At 65.1% G+C, this 18,204-nt stretch carries 20 protein-coding genes and 1 pseudogene; 9 read left to right on the forward strand and 12 right to left on the reverse strand.

Annotated features, from left to right (window positions below; genetic code table 11):
* Positions 1-122 precede the first annotated feature (122 nt).
* The 3 genes from MPSD_RS24615 to MPSD_RS24625 all read right to left on the reverse strand — a co-directional run bounded on the left by MPSD_RS24615 (position 123) and on the right by MPSD_RS24625 (position 2,179).
* Positions 123-935: a class I SAM-dependent methyltransferase gene (locus MPSD_RS24615; protein WP_020785905.1), complete on the reverse strand. Its 813-nt coding sequence runs from the start codon at positions 933-935 to the stop codon at positions 123-125.
* Between the two features lie 60 nt (positions 936-995).
* On the reverse strand, positions 996-1,769 hold the full coding sequence (locus MPSD_RS24620; protein ID WP_223161701.1) for a M15 family metallopeptidase: 774 nt from the start codon (positions 1,767-1,769) through the stop codon (positions 996-998).
* Positions 1,770-1,876: 107 nt separating this feature from the next.
* The gene (locus MPSD_RS24625) at positions 1,877-2,179 is read right to left on the reverse strand and encodes a hypothetical protein (RefSeq protein WP_015357221.1); all 303 of its coding nucleotides are present in this window, start codon (positions 2,177-2,179) and stop codon (positions 1,877-1,879) included.
* Positions 2,180-2,622: 443 nt separating this feature from the next.
* Between MPSD_RS24625 and MPSD_RS24630 the strand changes: the two genes are divergently transcribed.
* The gene (locus tag MPSD_RS24630) at positions 2,623-3,159 is read left to right on the forward strand and encodes a cellulose binding domain-containing protein (RefSeq protein ID WP_232022899.1); all 537 of its coding nucleotides are present in this window, start codon (positions 2,623-2,625) and stop codon (positions 3,157-3,159) included.
* On the opposite strand, the gene MPSD_RS24635 is transcribed toward MPSD_RS24630, so the two are convergent.
* Entirely contained in the window at positions 3,160-4,362 is a 1,203-nt protein-coding gene (locus MPSD_RS24635) for an ISAs1-like element IS2404/ISMul1 family transposase (protein WP_420811977.1), read from the reverse strand. It lies immediately after the preceding gene.
* Between the two features lie 140 nt (positions 4,363-4,502).
* On the opposite strand from MPSD_RS24635, the gene MPSD_RS24645 reads away from it, so the two are divergent.
* A complete protein-coding gene (locus MPSD_RS24645) occupies positions 4,503-4,718 on the forward strand; it encodes a cellulose binding domain-containing protein (RefSeq protein WP_232022900.1) in 216 nt (71 codons plus the stop codon).
* Positions 4,719-4,736: 18 nt separating this feature from the next.
* Here the strand turns inward: MPSD_RS24645 and MPSD_RS24650 are convergent, their stop codons facing one another.
* Together MPSD_RS24650 and MPSD_RS24655 are read right to left on the reverse strand one after the other, a co-directional pair.
* Positions 4,737-5,027, reverse strand: a complete 291-nt coding sequence (locus MPSD_RS24650; protein WP_012396339.1) for a hypothetical protein — start codon at positions 5,025-5,027, stop codon at positions 4,737-4,739.
* Positions 5,024-5,287: a hypothetical protein gene (locus MPSD_RS24655; protein ID WP_020785902.1), complete on the reverse strand. Its 264-nt coding sequence runs from the start codon at positions 5,285-5,287 to the stop codon at positions 5,024-5,026. The genes MPSD_RS24650 and MPSD_RS24655 overlap by 4 nt, the downstream gene beginning before the upstream one ends.
* A 444-nt stretch (positions 5,288-5,731) precedes the next feature.
* Here MPSD_RS24655 and MPSD_RS24660 point away from each other — a divergent pair.
* The 7 genes and pseudogenes from MPSD_RS24660 (at position 5,732) to MPSD_RS24695 (ending at position 12,987) form a co-directional block, all read left to right on the forward strand.
* A pseudogene (locus tag MPSD_RS24660) lies at positions 5,732-6,886 on the forward strand (polyprenyl synthetase family protein).
* Between the two features lie 24 nt (positions 6,887-6,910).
* Positions 6,911-8,440: a phytoene desaturase family protein gene (gene crtI, locus MPSD_RS24670; RefSeq protein ID WP_020785899.1), complete on the forward strand. Its 1,530-nt coding sequence runs from the start codon at positions 6,911-6,913 to the stop codon at positions 8,438-8,440.
* Positions 8,437-9,396 carry a phytoene/squalene synthase family protein gene (locus MPSD_RS24675; protein WP_020785898.1) on the forward strand — a complete coding sequence of 320 codons (960 nt, stop codon included), beginning with the start codon at positions 8,437-8,439 and terminating at the stop codon, positions 9,394-9,396. Before crtI ends, MPSD_RS24675 begins: the two co-directional genes overlap by 4 nt.
* Entirely contained in the window at positions 9,393-9,716 is a 324-nt protein-coding gene (locus tag MPSD_RS24680) for a lycopene cyclase domain-containing protein (RefSeq protein ID WP_020785897.1), read from the forward strand. Before MPSD_RS24675 ends, MPSD_RS24680 begins: the two co-directional genes overlap by 4 nt.
* Positions 9,713-10,087: a lycopene cyclase domain-containing protein gene (locus tag MPSD_RS24685; RefSeq protein ID WP_020785896.1), complete on the forward strand. Its 375-nt coding sequence runs from the start codon at positions 9,713-9,715 to the stop codon at positions 10,085-10,087. The genes MPSD_RS24680 and MPSD_RS24685 overlap by 4 nt, the downstream gene beginning before the upstream one ends.
* Positions 10,081-12,390 carry an MMPL family transporter gene (locus tag MPSD_RS24690; RefSeq protein ID WP_020785895.1) on the forward strand — a complete coding sequence of 770 codons (2,310 nt, stop codon included), beginning with the start codon at positions 10,081-10,083 and terminating at the stop codon, positions 12,388-12,390. Before MPSD_RS24685 ends, MPSD_RS24690 begins: the two co-directional genes overlap by 7 nt.
* 45 nt (positions 12,391-12,435) lie before the next feature.
* Positions 12,436-12,987 (forward strand): MarR family winged helix-turn-helix transcriptional regulator, encoded by a 552-nt coding sequence (locus MPSD_RS24695; RefSeq protein ID WP_015357231.1) that lies wholly within the window; start codon positions 12,436-12,438, stop codon positions 12,985-12,987.
* 9 nt (positions 12,988-12,996) lie between these two features.
* On the opposite strand, the gene fni is transcribed toward MPSD_RS24695, so the two are convergent.
* The 6 genes from fni to MPSD_RS24725 form a co-directional block, all read right to left on the reverse strand.
* Positions 12,997-14,043 carry a type 2 isopentenyl-diphosphate Delta-isomerase gene (fni, locus tag MPSD_RS24700; RefSeq protein WP_020785894.1) on the reverse strand — a complete coding sequence of 349 codons (1,047 nt, stop codon included), beginning with the start codon at positions 14,041-14,043 and terminating at the stop codon, positions 12,997-12,999.
* 116 nt (positions 14,044-14,159) lie between these two features.
* Positions 14,160-14,867 (reverse strand): RES family NAD+ phosphorylase, encoded by a 708-nt coding sequence (locus tag MPSD_RS24705; protein ID WP_015357233.1) that lies wholly within the window; start codon positions 14,865-14,867, stop codon positions 14,160-14,162.
* Positions 14,861-15,463, reverse strand: coding sequence for a helix-turn-helix domain-containing protein (locus MPSD_RS24710; protein ID WP_012396350.1), 603 nt, complete (start codon positions 15,461-15,463; stop codon positions 14,861-14,863). Before MPSD_RS24710 ends, MPSD_RS24705 begins: the two co-directional genes overlap by 7 nt.
* 81 nt (positions 15,464-15,544) lie before the next feature.
* Entirely contained in the window at positions 15,545-17,029 is a 1,485-nt protein-coding gene (locus tag MPSD_RS24715) for an amino acid permease (RefSeq protein WP_086085748.1), read from the reverse strand.
* Between the two features lie 43 nt (positions 17,030-17,072).
* Complete coding sequence (locus MPSD_RS24720) at positions 17,073-17,315, reverse strand: hypothetical protein (protein ID WP_012396352.1); 243 nt, start codon at positions 17,313-17,315, stop codon at positions 17,073-17,075.
* Between the two features lie 189 nt (positions 17,316-17,504).
* Entirely contained in the window at positions 17,505-18,065 is a 561-nt protein-coding gene (locus tag MPSD_RS24725; protein ID WP_012396353.1) for an AAA family ATPase, read from the reverse strand.
* Between the last annotated feature and the right edge of the window lie 139 nt (positions 18,066-18,204).

Raw genomic sequence — 18,204 nt, forward strand, 5'->3', positions numbered from 1 at the left:
TGAATAACGTACTTGCAAAAAACGCGAATGCCAATACCACTCGGTTGACCAGCATAAACGGGCTCAGAGCGAGGGGGGTTCCAGAGCCGGCCGGGGTGCGCGGCTTCGACGGGGCGCGGCGGCTACACCCGGCAGAGAATTTCGCCGTTGGGAATCCCCAGCCAACCATCCGGTGCCGCGGCCCAGTCGCGCCAAGCCTGCGAAATCGCCTCCAGATCTGCGGCGCTGGCCATCCCGGAGCCCAGCAGTTGGGCAGACAGATCCGAACGCAGAATCCGATCGGCCCACATTCCGCCCCACCAGGCACGCATCTCGTCGGTCGCGTAGCACCACATGCTGCCGGTCGGCGTGATGTCAGCAAAGCCCGCCTGACGAGCCCACGACAGCAGCCGCCGGCCGGCATCGGGCTCACCGCCGTTGGCACGCGCCGCCCGCTGATAGAGCTGTAGCCAATGGTCCAGGGCCGGAAGTTGCGGGTACCAGATGAACCCCGCGTAGTCGGCGTCACGCGCGGCGACCAACCCGCCGGGCGCACAGACGCGCTTCATCTCCCGCAGCGCCTGCACCGGATCGGCCACGTGCTGCAGCACCTGGTGGGCATGGACTACGTCGAACACGTCATCGGGAAAGTCCAGGGCATGCACATCGGAGGTCACGAACGCGACATTGGACACGTCGCATCGCTGCGCCTCGGCACGGGCCAGGTTCAGCGCCGCATCGGTGGGCTCCACCGCCGTCACCGTAGCGGGCGCCACGCGCGCCGCGAGGTCGACGGTGATAGTCCCGGGGCCGCAACCGATGTCGAGCACGGACAACCCCGCACGAAGATGCGGCGATAGGTAGCCGGCGGAGTTGGCCACCGTGCGCTGACGGTGCCCACGCAGCACCGACTCGTGATGCCCATGGGTATAGACGGCTCGGCGTTCGTCGTTCATGAACCGGAGCCTACCCGCCTAAATCAAAAAGTGAGACAGCCATCTCATTATATGAGACAGTCAGTCGACCGGAGCATTGAGGATCGGCCGGTCGACCCCCGCCCCCGGGCCATCGAAGTGCCACCACTCACCGGAGTACACGCTCAACCCGCCGTAGTTCATCGCGTCGCGCAGCCGTTTACGGCCGGCTTGGGCCGCCTCACTAACCCCTTCGGTGGCGAATGCCTTGGCCCGCGCCGAGAAGTCATCGAAGTCGGTGCCCATGTCGGCCAGGCAGATTCCGCTGATCTGCCGCTGGGGCGGGCATTGTGGCGACACGCTGGCATAGGTCACGTCAACCGAGCGGCCCGCCTCGTGGCTGCGGGCGTATTGACCCGGACGCGCCACCCAGGCCGGGTTCGGGACCACCTGGAACATCTTGACCTGGACATCGTGCGGTCGGTAGCAGTCCCAGAACACCAGCGCCTGCCCTTGCGGGCGCAGCGCCGCCGCGGCGGCCGTCAACCCCGGCGCCATCGATTCGTGCACCAGACATCGGGCATCGGCGGGATACAGCTGCGTGCGGGTGAAGTTATTGGTGGTCGCGTAGCGCAGGTCGATGATGGCGTCGGGAACGACACTGCGCACATCGACAAGGCCGCCCGCAGCCGCGGCGGCACTGACCGGTGGGACGGACCCGGCCGGCACGCTGGCCGTTGTCGCGACGGCTCGCACGGCCGAGGTGACCACCGGAGGCGATGGGATCGATGACCCGCCGGGACTCGTCCACACACCCGACGGCGCGGCGGTGATACCGCAGGCGACGAGGGCAGCGGCGGCGCCAACCCTTCGCAATGGGCCGCTATGGAGTGCATCGGCAATACTGCTCACCGCACCGAGGCTACGTCGGGTCAGCCCGTTCTCACGTTTATCGCCGACGGTGTTCGGCGATCAGCGGCCGATCAATGTTCGTCGTAGTGCCCATCGTGGGCGGCATGCCGGCATCCGTCATGGATGTAGTCGACGTGATCGCCGTGGGGAACGGCGACGTGGCCGCAGCCATCGCCGTGAGTGTGATCGTGCCCGTCATGCACGCAGTGGCCGTCGCCGGATTCACATTCGTCAAAGTGATCGCCGTGGCGCCGGTGCAGATGACCGTCGTGCAGATAGTCGACGTGATCACCATGCGGAATCGCGACATGTCCGCAACCGTCGCCATGCGAATGGTCGTGCCCCGCGTGCTGCCGGTGCGCTATCGCGTTAATCTCTTTCTCCTTGTGATTGTTGAGCGGGCCGGGAATGTCGACATGTCGGGCGCGTCTGCGGACTTGTCGGTCGCGGTCGAGCTGTCGACACCACCATTCAATCCTCAACCAGCCATCACGGGGGACAAGAGCAGAAAGTCACCGAAAACTCTTGGATCCAGTGTCTTCGAGCCAACGGACATCGCACGCCGCCAGCCAGCCAGCAACAAAGGCGCAAGATTTCGCCGGGGTTTCGGTTGGGCGAAGATACCGCAGCTTTCAAACACCGCCATTACATATGTTGCTAATCGAACTATACCGTTGGCGCGATGTCCGACGAGAATCGCAACGAGCGCCACCGGCGCCCCGCGCTTCACGCTGTCGTCGCGGCATTTGTCCTGGTCTGCTCCGCTTTTCTCGCCGCCCCCACCGCACACGCGGCAGCGATAACCGCAACGCTGGCGGTGACGTCACAATGGGACACCGGCTTCGTCGCCAACTACCGGATCGCCAATCCCGGCGCGACCGAGTTGGCGGACTGGAAGCTCGAATTCGACCTGCCCGCCGAGGAATCTGTGACAAATTCGTGGAGCAGCAAGCTGGCCCAATCGGGAACGCATTACGTCCTAACACCCGAAGAGTACAACCGCACCATCGCGCCGGAGCACTCCATCAGTATTGGCTTTCAGGCCACGCTAGACGGCGAATTCTCGGCCCCACAGAACTGTGTGCTCAACGGCGAGTCCTGCACCAGTGCGCCGGACCTAGCGCCGGCCACAGCCAACGCGCCCACACCGACCACCGCGCCGGCCAGCGCGCCGCCACCCCCGTCCGCCGACGATGCGGCGGCAACACTGGCGGTGATCTCACAATGGAATACCGGCTTTGTCGCCAACTACGAAATCGCCAATACCGGGTCCACAGCCCTGGATGGCTGGAAGCTCGAATTCGATCTGCCCGCAGACGAATCCGTCACCCGAGCAGGGCTCCGGCGTTGTTGATTAGCAGGCTTGTGAGCTGGGGAATTGTGGATTGAGGAGGTCTAGGCGGCGGTTGGCGGTCAAAGCGGTGATCCGGCAGGCTTCGGCGATGTTGTCGGCGCCGTTGAGGCGGTGCAGATTGATCGCGGTGTTGCGTAGCGTTGCTAGGACCTGTGCGCCGTTTCCGGTATGCGCCCTTTGACGGCCTTCGTCGAAGGTGACGTCGCGTATCCAGTGCAGGCTGTTCTCGATTCCCCAGTGTTGACGCATCCAGGCCATGATCGCGGTAGGGCGGGCGTGCTCGAACGGCAGGCTGCAAATGGCATAGACCACCTCCACGCTGCGCTGGTCGGTGGCGGTGATCAAGCGTTCACGAGTGATCCGGATGATTTGTTTTGCGTAGGGGAAGCCGATTCCTCGTGCAGCGGTGATGATTTGCAGGGTGCGGGTCTCGACACGGCCGTGGCCGCGGGAGTCGTCGGTAGCGGCTGCGGGCACCTCGGCCCAGGGCAGCGCGGTGATACGCGCAAGTATTTTGGCTTGGTTGGACTTGACGATCATCAGGTAGTGCGACTTCAAGGTGGCGCAGATCAACTTCGCGGTGACGACCTGGGTATGCATCGCATCCACGGTGACCAGCCACCGCAAGCTACCCGGCAGCAGCGTGAGCAGGGCACGTACGCAGGGAATTTCATTGCTTTTCTCGGCGACAGCGAGTTGACCGAGCACCAATCGGGCACGGTGGGCGAACACCGACACGAGATGCGTGGCTGTCGCTTTGGCGCGTAAAGCACCACGCAGCATCTTGCCGTCCAACGCGATCGGCACCAATCCACTGGGGTCGCTGCTGGCCACGTGTGCAGTGAAGTAACTGCCCATCCTGGCGTTGAGGTCGGCGGGGTCTAGCCGAGACAAAACAGCGCGGAAGGTCTTCTCACTGGGCCGCCGGAACCGGACCCCTAATTGGGCCAACACATCATCGGGAGCGGTGGCCGCCCATGTGGCAAAACCAGCATAGCCGCGCATCCCCGCGGCAGTGGCCAGAACCGCGATCGCCAACAAAGCCACCAGCGAATACCTCCGACCGCGTGGGCCCCTCGGGTCTGGCACCGAGGCCAACACATCGAGAAACTCCGATCCGATGAGCTCGCTGCGCTCACCAGGACTCCAGCGGTCGAACACCTCTGGAACCGACGACACAGGCAATACTGAAACGGTAGGCACGGGCAACTCCAGACCAACGACGAACAGTAACCAACTCGATCGTTCTCCAGATAGCCCGTGCCTACACTCCGGCCCCAATAGCGCGGCACCAAAGATCATCAACCCAGCTCACAAGCCTGCTAATCAACAACGCCGGAGCCCTGGTCACCCGAGCGTGGAACAGCAAACTCTCCAAGACCGGCACGCACTACGTCCTGACACCGGAGTCCTACAACACCACCATCGCCCCCGGCAGCTCGGTCACCGTCGGTTTCCAGGCCGCCCAGACCAGCACGTATTCGGCGCCTGCGAATTGTCAGCTCAACGGCGAATCTTGCGGCGACGGTCCGGCCCCTACCGCCAGCGTGCGCCACTGACGACGCCGGTCGCGGGCGCTAACCGGCCGGGAAGAGACGAGCCACCAGAATGGCCGCGATAAGGATCGCAAGCGACAGCGGCGCCGCTACGGTGCCAATCAGCATCCCCCGCCCAACCTGACCGAGTTTGCCCGGGCTCTTGGCAACAACGGAGGAAATCGACAGGTAAATCAGCGACACGAGGAGTACGAAGACCGCCAGCGGCGGAACTGAGAGAACACAAAGCCAGGTCGCGAACTCCACCACCAGGATGTGGGCCAGCGCCACCGCGAAGCTGATCGGTCCATAACGGCCGGTCGCCCCGGTCAACGCAACACCAAGAAGGCGAAGGCGATGCCGCCGATCAGGACAACCGCGGCGGCGCCGGTGACGCCTAAGCCAATACCGCGCCGCTGCGAGGAACTCGAGTTGAGCAACACCGCACCGGCCCCCAGCGAAACAAGCGTCGCCAGGGCCGTCGCGGTCAGCAACAGCGTGCGTTCGCTTCGCCCGCTTTCCGTCGGAAATGCCCACTTCCCCAACAGCCACATGGCGGCAAGCAACAGCAGCAAACAGAATTGAATGACCACCGGCGCCTACCAGGTGGCCGACCGCCACGCGGTGGCATCCATGTCACGAATACGAGCTAGAAACGACATCGGCACCCCCCCCTGACGCATCGCGTCACTCTCCTCGATCGGCATGCGACACCACTGTCGGCAACCCCGCCCTGGCCGGCATCCGTGCGCTGGCAACCTAACCCGCCGGCACCAGCTCGAACCTGGCGCATCGCGCCGCGACTACCGGCATACCTGTCTATCAGACGTTCGGTTCATGCCGAGGGCCAACTCCGCGCCGCCAAACCTCAGAAGACCTTCATATAATTAATCATTAAGTTTATGAAGCCCATCGGGTAGCCTGGGTGCAGCAACATCGCCAATCAGGGATGAACCCGAGACTCTCTGCACCTACGAGAGGGGTGTGCTCCGGTGTCTTCTAGCGCCCACGGCCAACGGCTGAGCGAACCTGACGAAATGGTGTCGACCAGACAGCGACCAACCCTGTCCTTGGCCACAGCCGTCGATTCACCCGATTCCGGCCGAATGGCGTCCACCGGCGACGCGGTCTCCCTCGGCGACGCAGATTGGCGCTCCCGGCTGCGCACCGCGGCACTGGCCCAGATCGCCGACTTCGTCTCTGACCGCAGCGCCAGCGCGCTTGGCGGGTCGGGGTGGGAGGTCGCCGGCGACATACTTCTGCGGTTTGTTTCCGAGGGCAAATGCCTGAGATCGACCTTCATGTACCTGGGCTGGTTGTGCGGCGCCGGTCCCAACAATGCGGCATTATCGGCCGCGGCAAGCCCGGAGCTGCTGCACGCCTTTGCGCTCCTCCAAGACGACGTGATGGACCAATCCCCGCAACGACGAGGCAGTCCAGCCGTCCATGTCCAGCAGGCCCGGTGCCACCAGCGGCGCGGGCTATCCGGTGCCGCAGCACGTTTCGGCGAATCGGCGGCCGTACTACTCGGAGACATCTGCCTGGTCTGGGCCGAGCAGATGCTGCGCGAAAGCGGGGTCGAGGACCGCCGTCTGCGGCAGGTATGGCCCCGCTACGACGCCATGCGCATCGAACTCGCGGTGGGCCAGCTTTGCGACCTGTCCAACGATATCCGCAACCTGCCGACACTGGATGCCGTCTTGGACGTGGCGCGGCGCAAGTCGGGTAACTACACGGTGCGCCGGCCGCTCGAGATGGGAGCCGCGATGGCCGATTGCGATGAGCGCACGCTGGAACAGCTCGCGCGATACGGCGACGCCGTTGGAGAAGCGTTTCAACTGCGCGACGACATGCTGGGAGTATTTGGTACACCGGCGATCACCGGCAAACCCAGTGGCGACGATCTCCGCGAACGCAAGGCAACCAGCGTCGTGGTCGCCGCCTACGAGATGGCCGATCCGCCGACGCGTCGGTAGCTTCACGAGCTGATGCATCGGGCTGAGCTCGACGACGCTGCGGTTGATCACTGCAAACGACTGATCACCGCGACGGGAGCTGTGCAGCGAATCGAGGACATGATTGACCGCCGTGTCGATCGCGTTCGAACACTATTGGCCGACATGACGATCGGGCAGCAAACCCGAGCCGCGCTGGGCGACCTGGCAGCAGCCTGCGTGCAGCGCAGCACGTGAGATCACGCGAATTAGGGAGCCGCGATGCGAACCATTGAAGGCACTGCCGATCACGTGGTGGTGATCGGTGCGGGACTAGCGGGGTTGGCCACGGCGCTACACCTGGCGGGCCGCGGCCGCAGCGTCACGGTCGTCGAACGCGAGGCTTGGCCGGGTGGACGTGCCGGCCGACTCGACATCGATGGATACCGAATCGATACCGGTCCAACTGTTCTCACCATGCCAGACCTGATCGACGAGGTCTTTGCGGCCGTGGGTGAGACGATCTCGGATCGGCTGGAGTTGCTTCCCGTCGATCCGGCCTACACCGCCATGTTCGCCGACGGAAGTTCGATCGATGTGCACTGCGACGCGGATCGGATGGTCGCGGCGATCGAGAACTTCGCCGGTCCCGAGCAAGCTACCGGTTATCTTCGGCTGCGCGAGTGGTTGACCCGCCTGTACCGCATCGAATTCGCCGGCTTCATTGGCTCGAACTTCGATTCGCCCCTATCACTGCTCACCCCGCAGCTGGCGCGACTGGCGGCTGCCGGCGGATTTCGCAACTGGGACAGCATGGTCAAGCGCCAGATCACCGACCCGAGGCTGCGTCGGGTGTTCACCTTCCAGTCCCTCTACGCCGGGGTGGCGCCGCAAGATGCACTGGCGGCCTATGCCGTTATCGCCTATATGGACACCATATCGGGGGTGTTCTTTCCGCGCGGCGGGGTTCGTGCCCTGCCTGACGCGCTGGCGGCCGCCGCGGCCTGCGCGGGCGTGCAGTTTCATTACGGTTCGCAGGTAAGCGAACTCGAGCGCGACGACGCGCGGATAACCGCTGTCCGCACCGACAGGGGCGAGCGCATTGCCTGCGATGCAGTGGTGTTGACCACCGAGTTGCCCACCACATACCGCCTACTGGGCCGAACCCCCCGCCGGCTTCGCCGGCTACGCGCGGCACCGTCGGCGGTCGTCGTGCACGCCGGCTGCCGCAGCGCCTCGACCGCGAGTGAGCCGGCGGCCCATCACACGATTCTTTTCGGACAGGCATGGGAGCAGACGTTCACCGACATCATTCGCGACGGCCGGCTGATGCGAGATCCATCGTTGTTGGTCACCCGACCGACCGCGGGCGATCCCGCCCTCGCACCGCCGGGCCGAGATCTGCTCTATCTACTCGCGCCGGCACCCAACCTGACCGCGGGCCGGGTCGATTGGGGCAGCGCCGGTGGTAGCTACGCGCAATCCATGATCGACACCGTCGCCTCCCGGCTGCTTCCGGACTTTCGCGACAGCGTGGAACTACTCGACGTCGTCACTCCCCTGGACTGGGCCCGGCAGGGCATGGCGGCAGGTACTCCGTTCGCGCTGGCGCATACGTTCGGCCAAACCGGTCCCTTCCGCCCGGCGAACACGGTGCGCGGCATCGACAACGCGGTGCTGGCGGGTTCGTCGACGGTACCTGGCGTGGGCGTTCCGACGACGTTGATCTCCGGGCGGCTGGCCGCCGACCGCATCACGGGAAACACCACCCGATCAATCCGACACCTCGACCTGAAAGCACAGTTGTCATGATTCGCAGTGAATTGGACGCCGCCGGGATCGGTGATCCCCGGTTGCGCGAGGCCTATCAGCAAAGCCGCCGAATCAACGCCGCCAGCGGGCGCACCTTCTTTTTGGCCACCAGACTGCTGGCACCGGATCAGCGACCACCCGTACACGCCCTGTACGGGTTCGCCCGGTACGCCGACGACATTCTGGACTCCTTCGATCCGCGGCTGGACCCCGACACTCGCGCCCAGCGACTGCAGCAGCTGGCGCAGCAGTTCTTTTCCGGCGCCGGCCATCCTGATAACCCGGTACTTGCCGCGGTCAGCCACACCGCACGCCGCTACGGCATCGGCGCCGATCTTTTCGAAGATTTCCTGGAGTCGATGCGCATGGACCTCAGCATCACCGACTACCCCGACCGGGATGCGCTCAACACCTACATGCGCGGTTCAGCGGAAGCCATTGGCCTACAGTTACTCCCGATCTTGGGCACCGTCGTTCCGGCACGAGAGGCCATGCCCTACGCGGCCGCCCTGGGACGCGCATTTCAGCTCACCAACTTCATTCGCGACGTCGACGAGGACCTGGCCCGCAACCGCATCTATCTGCCCGCCGACGAACTCGCCGCATATGGCGTTGATCGGGATGTGCTGATGTGGTGTCACCACAACCAGCGCAGCGATGGCCGGGTACGCGAAGCTCTGGCCGCCCAACACGAGATCACCAGAGAGACCTACCGGTTCGCCGCCGCCGGGATCCAACTGCTGGCGCCGCGGTCGCGGCCCTGTGTCGCGACGGCTTTGACGCTGTATTCGGAAATCCTGGACCGCATCGAAGGCGACGACTTTGCGGTGTTCGGCCGGCGCGCCACCGTCGGGACCGCCCGCCGTCTGCGGGTGGCCGGTGCCGGGCTGATACGAGCATGGCGCGCCCGAACCAGCGACGCCATCCCCGATCGCTCCGAGTACGGTGCCGCATGAGCGATCGCTGGCAATACCTGCTGGTGCTGCTCGCATGCCTGGCAATCACCGCGCCGCTGGAAGTGTTCGGCGCCGGCGTATATCGGCGCCCGCGAAGGCTGCTGCGGTCGGTACTACCGGTGGCCGCGGCATTCCTGGTCTGGGACGAGTTGGCCGTTGCCGCACGGGTGTGGACTTACGATCCGCGCTACATCAGCGGGCTGAACGTCCCGTTTCAGGTCCCGATCGAAGAGGTCCTGTTCTTTCTGGTGATCCCCATCTGCGCCCTGTTGACCCTCAACGCGGTCAGCATCATCCTCGACCGGCTCCGCCGACGATGACCGGGTTGGGGTACACCCTGCCGGCCGTGCTGGCCGTGGCCGGCGTTGGCGCCCTGGAGCTGTTGGTACTACGGACCGGGTTGTTCCGGCGTCCCGCTTACTGGCTATCGATGGTGATAGTGCTGGGCTTTCAGGTTCCGGTCGACGGCTGGCTTACCAAGCTCAGCGCTCCCATCGTCAGCTACGACGAGCGGCAGATCACCGGCCTGCGGTTCCCGTTCGACATCCCGATTGAAGACTTCCTGTTCGGCTTCGCAATGGTCACTGCCGTTCTGCTGCTGTGGGAGCGACAACGGGAACCCGGTGAGCCCGTACCGCCGAGTCAGGCGGGCTGCCACGAGAAGCACAGCCTCGAGGACAAGACATGTTGACCAGAATGGCCCGACTCTCCCTCTCCGCGCCACGGCGGGTCATCACGGTGGTAATCCTGGTCATGATCGGCACCGCCATCTTCGGCATCCCGGCGGCAAATAGCCTGGCCGCCGGGGGGTTTCTGGATCCATCGTCGGAATCCGCGCGTGCCGCGGCGGTGCTCGCCGACAAGTTCCATCGAGGCGACATGGAGATGGTGCTGCTGGTGAGTTCGGATGACGGTGTCCGCGATGGCCCGGCGCGCATCGTCGGCACCGATATCGCGCGCCAACTCGCGCAATCACCCTTCGTGGCGCAGGTGGCATCGCCTTGGGACACACCGCAACCGCCGCCGGACATGCCCAGCGCCGACGGGAAATCGGCGCTGATTCTGGTCGCGCTCAAGGGCGACGAAAACAGCGCACCCCGGCACGCGCAGGCGCAGGCGCAGCGGTTGGCGCACGACCGCGGTGGGGTGACGGTGCAGGCCGGTGGGTCCGCGATGGTCTATGCACAGGTCAACCATCAGACCGAAAAGGACTTGCTGCGAATGGAGTTCATCGCGGTCCCGGTCAGTTTCGCCGCGCTGGTGTGGGTGTTCGGGGGCTTGCTGGCCGCGGCCCTACCGGTGGCCGTGGGCGGCTTCGCCATTCTGGGGTCCCTGGCGGTGCTGCGCGGTGTCGCGATGGTGACCGATGTGTCGATCTTCGCGCTAAATGTTACGGTTGCCCTGGGCATGGCCCTCGCGATCGACTACACCTTGCTGATCATCAGCCGGTACCGTGACGAGCTCGGCGAGGGGCGCAGCCACGAGGACGCCCTGGTTCGCACCATGACAACCGCCGGCCGCACCGTCCTGTTCTCGGCGGTGACGGTTGGGCTCTCGCTCGTCGCGATGGCGCTGTTCCCGATGTACTTCCTGAAGTCCTTCGCCTACGCCGGGGTTGCGGTCGTGGCGTTTTCGGCCCTGGCCGCGATGGTGGTCGCACCAACGGTGATCGTGCTGCTCGGCGACCGGCTCGACGCGCTCAACGTCTGGAAACTGGGCCGGCGGCTGCTTGGGCGTCCGGAACCGCCGCCGCGGCCCGTTGCGCAGAGTTTCTGGTACCGCACGGCCAAACTGGTCACCCGCCACGCGATTCCGGTGGGCCTGGCCATCATCGTGTTGTTGATCGCGCTGGGAATCCCGTTCCTCAACATCAAGTGGGGCTATCCGGACGACCGCGTGCTGCCGCCGTCCGCGTCGGCACGCATGGTCAGTGACCGAATCCGCAGCGATTTCGGCTCGAACTCGGCGAGCAGAGTCACCGTCGTCATCACCGACACCGCCGGGCTGACCAAACCGGATCTCAATCACTACGCCGCCCAATTGTCCGAGGTATCCGATGTGTCGGCGGTCTCGGCGCCGACGGGCACCTTCGTTGCCGGCGAGTTGCGGGGCCCGCCCTCCGCACCGACCGCGATGGCCGCCGGCAGCGCGTACCTGACCGTGGAGAGCACCGCGCCGCTGTACACCAAGGCCTCGGCGAACCAGCTGGATCGTCTGCACGCCGTGGCGCTGCCCGGCGACACCGCGGTGCAAATGACCGGCGTCGCACAGATGAACCGCGACTCCGTCAATGGGATTACCTCGCGGCTACCCATGGTGTTCGGCTTCATCGCGATCGTGACACTGGTGCTGCTGTTCCTGCTCACCGGCAGTGTGCTGCTACCGATCAAGGCGGTGGTGCTCAACATGCTCTCGCTTACAGCGGCTTTCGGCGCCCTGGTCTGGATCTTTCAGGACGGCCATCTGGGCGCGCTGGGTACCACACCAACCGGCACGTTGGTCGCCAATATCCCGGTGCTGATGTTCTGCATCGCCTTCGGCTTGTCGATGGATTACGAAGTCTTCCTGCTGTCCCGCATCCGCGAGTTCTGGCTTGGATCACCTCAACAAAGCGCCGACAACGATGAGAGCATCGCTCTGGGCCTGGCCCACACCGGCCGGGTCATCACCGCCGCGGCGTTGCTGATGTCGATCTCGTTTGCCGGCCTGATTTCCGCAGAGGTGTCTTTCATGCGGATGTTCGGGGTGGGTCTGACCATTGCGGTGCTGGTCGACGCCACATTGGTGCGGGTGCTGCTGGTGCCCGCGTTCATGCATGTGTTTGGCGGATTGAACTGGTGGGCACCCAAACCACTGGAACGGTGGCACAGCCGCAGCGGTGCCGACCGATCCGCGGGCCAAACCGGCCCCAGCGACGGTGCCGTCGGCGGCAACTCCAGCAAATTCGACAGCAATCGCCGCGTCGACGACCACGTGCACCGGTCGCCGCGATAGGGGCGATAAGCTAGTCGCTCTATCGCCCGAAAAGGATGCAGGCAGGTGACCAAGCGCGTCGCTGTGAATCGACAGCCGAGTCGAGCCGAGCTGGAGCGGCTGTTATCGGCTGATCTGCGCTCAATCACCGCTCATTCTGACCGTGTCGGCCGCTACTACGCCCGACACAACGATCTCAGCCACGGCGACTTCCAGGCGTTGCTGCACATCATGGTCGCCGAGACCGCGGGGACACCCGTGACACCGGCCCAGCTCAGCCAGCGATTGGACGTCTCGGCCGCTGCGATCACCTATCTTGCCGATCGGATGATCCATGCCGGGCACATCCGCCGCGAAGCCGATCCGGACGACCGGCGCAAATCACACCTTCGCTTCGAGCAAAGCAGCCTGGAGCTCGCACACAAGTTTTTCATGCCGCTCGGCGACCACATGCGCGAGGCGATGGCTGATCTGTCCGACCGCGATCTGCGGGCCGCACACCGGGTGTTGACGGCGATGATGGACGGGATGGAGACCTTCGAAAAGGAGCTCTACGAGTCGCCCGCGCCGACATCGGGGCGCCCCCGCAAAACGCCGGCGCAGGCGGAAAGCCCCTAAACCGCTCGGCTACCGGATGGCTGTCACACCGATGTCGCGCAGCGACGTGAGATCCGGCGCACCGCAACAGTGCAGGCAGACTCGGAGTTCGTCGAGGAACAGCTGCAACCAATCCTGCACCGCCGTGGCGGATTCGATCGCCGGCGCAAGCAACGGGCGGGCAATCGCGACCACATCGGCGCCCAGGGCGATCGCTTTGGCCGCATCCATTCCCGTGCGGATGCCACCGGAGGCGACCAGCGGGACAGCCGGCAACGCTTGGCGCACCTCGACAATCGCCTCAGCGGTGGGGATACCCCAGTCAGCCAATTCCGGATAGCGCAGCTCGCCGTAGCGAACCAACTGCTCCACCCGCGACCATGAGGTTCCTCCGGCGCCGGCCACGTCGATACCCGATACCGGCAGCCCGCCGGGCAGCCGCAGCAGCTGCGCGACGGCCGCGGCCCCGATACCGTGGCCAACCTCCTTGAGCAGCACCGGATAGTCCAGCAGGTCGGCCGCGTCGCGCAGCCGGCCCAGCGACCCGGAGAAGTCGGTATCACCACCGTGCTGCATCGCTTCCTGCAGTGAGTTAGCGTGCACCGCAAGTGCATTCGCGCCAACCCGGCGCAGCGCGGCGGCCACCGCGGGAACCGCGGCCTTGGTCAACTGAGCCAGACCGATGTTGCCGATCAACAACACGTCGGGTGCCACCTCGCGCACCGCGAAACTCGACGCCGCCCGCTGCCCGCGGGCATCGTCGAGCATGATCCGCTGCGAGCCCAGCATCATTCCGATACCGAGGCGCTGCGCGGCGGTGGCCAAATTTCGGTTGATCATCGCGGACAGCTCGGCACCGCCGGTCATCGCGCCGATCAGGACCGGGGCACGCAATGGCGCGCCAAAAAACTCGGCCGACAAGTCGATGTCGGCGAGGCTGGTTTGGGTCAGTGCGTTGAAGGGCAGGCGGTAGCGTTCGAGCCCGGTCGTCACGCCGACGTAGTTGACCTCGTCGTTGAGGCACACGTCGATGTGCCGGCGCTTACGGCTGGAGATCTCGGCCGGGTCGTTGGTCATCGGGCAGCACCGGCCGTCGCCATCATGATCCTCGTCGCGGCAAGCAATGCGAGTCCTTCTTGGGGTTCAACGACGCCGTCACTGATGTCACAGAGCCTACCGCGCGCGCGGTTTGGTCAAGTTGCCGAAATGTCACACAACGGGCAGGAATCGACCCGTGCGGCGGTCATCGCGAGCTCGGCGGCGGCCACCAGAACCCGAGGCCAGATAGCCGCGTCGGCCAGCGCGAAGTCCTGGCGCTGGCGCGCGCGAGTCCGCACATGGTCGACAGCACCATCGGTGTCCCACAACGCCAGCGCGCGACCGTTGCTGTGCGCGGCGTGGTAGTAGACACCGTGTACCGGGCGGCGCGCCGGCTGATCTTCGTAGATGGCCCGTGCCCAGGCCTGAGTGCGAACCCGTGGATAGGCGCCGGTGGCCAGCGACGGCAACGCGCCAATGCGCATCGCGGCGCCCTCGGATCGCAGATCCAGCACCACGATCTCGGTGCGCGGACGCAACAGCCCGACGCGAAACCGGGGACAGACGGCGGCCTCGCCCAGGTCACCAAAGACCTCGCCCAGCGCGGTGGCCAGGGTGCCGGCAACGTAGAGCACAGATCTTCCCTCGGGACAGATCGCCGGATGAGCTGCCGGCGGCGTGTGGTGGTCGAGGCGGTGCAGCGGCCCGAAGGCGCGATGGGTGATGGCGTCCGGGGTGTGCGCGGACAGGTGATAGACCCGGCACCACTGCCAGCCGCGGGCGCTCAGCGTTTCCGGCCACTTCCACGTCCAGACCCGACCACCTGAGAGCGGACGATTCGGTTCGCCGAGGTCGGCTACCACGCCGCCGCGGTCGACTTCGCCACCACCGCGATCACATCGTCGACGCGACCGGCGGCCAGGGCATCGGCCGGTGTGATGTCACCCAGTTCCGGGTTCGGCGTGGCGGCCCACTTGCTCAAGGCGACGATTCCCCCCGGAAAGGCCTGTCGCAGTTCGGCGATTCCCGACAGAAAGCCGCGTTGTGCCCCGGCGTTGAGCTGCCACATGGGTATTCGCCACTGGCGCCCGTCCTTGAGACCGATCAGGTCGCCACCGGTGATCCGGTCAAGCACGGCCTGGCTGGAGATGTCGAGCAACTCGGCAACCTCCGCCGTCGACAGCGACATGGTCAGCAATTCTCGGCGGGCAACGAAGTCGTCCTGCAATGCCTGCAGCGCAGCGCTGCTCATCTCCTTGGCGGTTGGCGCACTACCCCACAACGATTCGTCCAGACCGCCCGTGTCCCGTGCCGCGACGGCTTCTACAAAGCCCGCTTTGACCGACGCGGGCGCCGCGTCCAACACCGCGTGCACCGCGGAACTCAGCTGTGCGGCCGACGCGCTGGCCCGCTGACGCCGTCGCGGCGCCGCCTTACGCGTCGGGGTGCGGGTGACCATACCTCGAGGTTATACCAAGATAACCAAGCAAACACGGCCTCATCGCGCCCGATCGGGCCCGGCAGTCACCGCCGGATTCCGCTATTTCTTGTCCATCGGCCCTGGGTTGGCAACCACGGGAAATTCACCGGTATAGCCGATACGTCTGCGCGCAATCTCCAGCACGCGGTCGCGGACCAGGAACCAACCGCCGATCAGCATCGGAATGATCAGTCCCAGGGTCGCCACCGTCCAGGTGCCGATTGGGTAGGAGAACCCCATCAGAACCAGCACCGCGAACAGGAACACCAAGGTGAGATAACCGGTGTAGGGCGCGCCCCACATCCGAAACGACGGCCGGTACACGATGCCCTGCTTCGACCAGCGGAACAGCTGGATCTGGCAGCACACGATGGTTGCCCAGGACGCGAGGATGCCCAGCGCCGCGATATTGAGGACGATCTCGAAAGCCATCTCGGGCACGACGCCGTTGAGCAGCACCCCGATCAGGCCGATGGCAGCCGTCAGACAGATCCCGCCGTAGGGAACTCCTCGTTGCGACATCCGTGCGGTGAAACTCGGGGCACTGCCGTTCATCGCCATCGACCGCAGGATGCGCCCGGTCGAATACAAACCCGCGTTGAGGCTGGAGAACGCCGCGGTCATCACCACCACGTTCATGATCGAGCCGGCGCCGGTGACCCCGATCTTGCCGAAGAAGGTGACAAACGGGCTCTCACCGGCCTTGTAGTCGGCGTAGGGCAGCAGCAGGCCGAGCAAGAACAGCGATCCAACGTAGAACAGGGCAATACGCGCGATCACCGAGTTGATGGCACGCGGCATCACCTTCTCCGGCTCCGCCGTCTCCCCCGCTGCCGTGCCGACCAGCTCGACCGCCGCATAGGCGAAGACCACGCCCGAGGTGACGACGACCAGCGGCAGCAGGCCGTACGGGAAGAGTCCGCCGCCGTGGGCGAGCAGGCCGAGACCGGTGGAATGACCATCGACGGGGTAACGGCCGGCCAGGAATATGGTGCCCACGACCAGGAAAGTCAGCAGCGACACCACCTTGATCAGGGCCGCCCAGAACTCGATCTCACCGAACAGGGTCACCGAGATCAGGTTCATGCTCAACGCGATACCCAGCGCGAACAACGCCAGCACCCACTGCGGGATGCCCTCGAACACCCGCCAGAAATGGAAGTAGGTGGCGATCGCTGTCGAGTCGACAATCGAGGTCATCGCCCAGTTCAGGAAATACATCCAGCCGGCGACATAGGCCGCCTTTTCGCCGAAGAATTCGCGCGCATAGGAGACAAACGAGCCCGACGACGGCCGGTGCAGCACGAGTTCACCCAACGCCCGCAAGATCAGGAAGGCGAACACTCCACAGACCGCGTAGACCAGAAACAGTGCCGGACCGGCGCTGGCCAGCCGTCCACCGGCGCCAAGGAACAGGCCGGTGCCAATCGCACCGCCGATCGCGATCATCTGTAGCTGGCGCGGCTTAAGGCTCTTGTGATAGCCGGCATCTTCGCTCGCGAGAGCGATGTCATCGGGATGGGTCGGGCTCGACGGGGTTCTCAACGCTCAGATGCCTCTTTCCCAGTTCGGTCGCTGGCTGTGGGGATCAGCCGCCGGGGGCAGGTTCCGAGCCCGCGGGATCGTCCGGGCCCGGAGTGTGTGGTGGTGTCGGAATATCACGAAACGTAAAGATGAAGCCGAACGCCGCCACCGCGGCGGCGATCGCATAGCCGATGATCGAATACCAACCTGCGTGCAGGTATGCGGTAACCGCGACAAGTGCCATGGCACCAAAGACCATCGACATTCCGATAAGCGGCGTCTTGGCCTTGAAATCAACAAAGCGCATGGATAAAAACCTCGTCGGGTGGCGAACGAATGTGGACTAAGTAAACACGGTGTGGACGATCATGTCCTGTTGGGCAACCGACCCGCCAACCCACCCCTTGTGCTATACGACCAATCCGCTGCGCCTTTGCCGCGACAATGGCCACCGATCAGTTGCGTCGTGTCCCGGCCCGCCGCGGTCGCGGGGTGGTCACGGCGCGAGCGGCGAGATCATCCGGCTGATCGTCGCGACCCGACGGTCGAGCCGGTCGGCCGGAATATCGATGAGTTGATAACCGAATTCGCGGTAGCTGTCTTCGTGGATTCGTTCGAACCTCAACGCCTCCGCCATGTCGATTCGGCGGGTCGTGGTGGGTTGGCAGAAGCCCAAGTTCCGGACGAAAAAGACCTGCCGCTGATAGGTGTGCTCGGCGGCAATCCGGTCAAGCTCGGCCGTCAGCGCCGCGCAAACGGGCAGCCCGAGATAGACGGCGAGCGCGTGGGTGCACACCGGCGAGCGGTCAAAGAAGCAAACGCCGGGGCCCGTCGGGTCGGCCGCAACTTGGCGCCGGCGCTGTGTCTCGACAACCTCGTCGATAAACGACGCTTTGGTCGCACCCGTCCAGGGTGCGTCTTCGCCGCGCGCCTGCCGACCGAGGATGACATCGGTGGCGGCCTCCGCCACGACGGCGTGTCCGAGCTGTGCGAGCCGCCGCAAGATCGACGTCTTACCCGCTCCAGGCGTGCCGGTGAGAATGTATCGGCGGGTCAATTTCGTTGGTTTCCTCGGTGTCGGTAGACGGTAATCGCCGCGGGCGCGGCTCGACGCGACCCGATGGGGTGGTGGCGTGGACGGGAGACCCCGCGGCCGGAGCCGGAATCCTTCCCGATTCAACCCCTTGAGGCAACAT

It is taken from the genome of Mycobacterium pseudoshottsii JCM 15466, from assembly GCF_003584745.1.
Taxonomy (GTDB): domain Bacteria; phylum Actinomycetota; class Actinomycetes; order Mycobacteriales; family Mycobacteriaceae; genus Mycobacterium; species Mycobacterium marinum.

Excerpts from the sequence above, each read along its gene's own strand:
- MPSD_RS24720 (WP_012396352.1), bottom strand. The coding sequence starts at position 17,315 with ATGCGCTTTGTTGATTTCAAGGCCAAGACGCCGCTTATCGGAATGTCG.
- MPSD_RS24615 (WP_020785905.1), bottom strand. The coding sequence starts at position 935 with ATGAACGACGAACGCCGAGCCGTCTATACCCATGGGCATCACGAGTCG.
- MPSD_RS24690 (WP_020785895.1), top strand. The coding sequence starts at position 10,081 with ATGTTGACCAGAATGGCCCGACTCTCCCTCTCCGCGCCACGGCGGGTC.
- MPSD_RS24675 (WP_020785898.1), top strand. The coding sequence starts at position 8,437 with ATGATTCGCAGTGAATTGGACGCCGCCGGGATCGGTGATCCCCGGTTG.
- MPSD_RS24680 (WP_020785897.1), top strand. The coding sequence starts at position 9,393 with ATGAGCGATCGCTGGCAATACCTGCTGGTGCTGCTCGCATGCCTGGCA.
- crtI (WP_020785899.1), top strand. The coding sequence starts at position 6,911 with ATGCGAACCATTGAAGGCACTGCCGATCACGTGGTGGTGATCGGTGCG.
- fni (WP_020785894.1), bottom strand. The coding sequence starts at position 14,043 with ATGACCAACGACCCGGCCGAGATCTCCAGCCGTAAGCGCCGGCACATC.
- MPSD_RS24710 (WP_012396350.1), bottom strand. The coding sequence starts at position 15,463 with ATGGTCACCCGCACCCCGACGCGTAAGGCGGCGCCGCGACGGCGTCAG.
- MPSD_RS24685 (WP_020785896.1), top strand. The coding sequence starts at position 9,713 with ATGACCGGGTTGGGGTACACCCTGCCGGCCGTGCTGGCCGTGGCCGGC.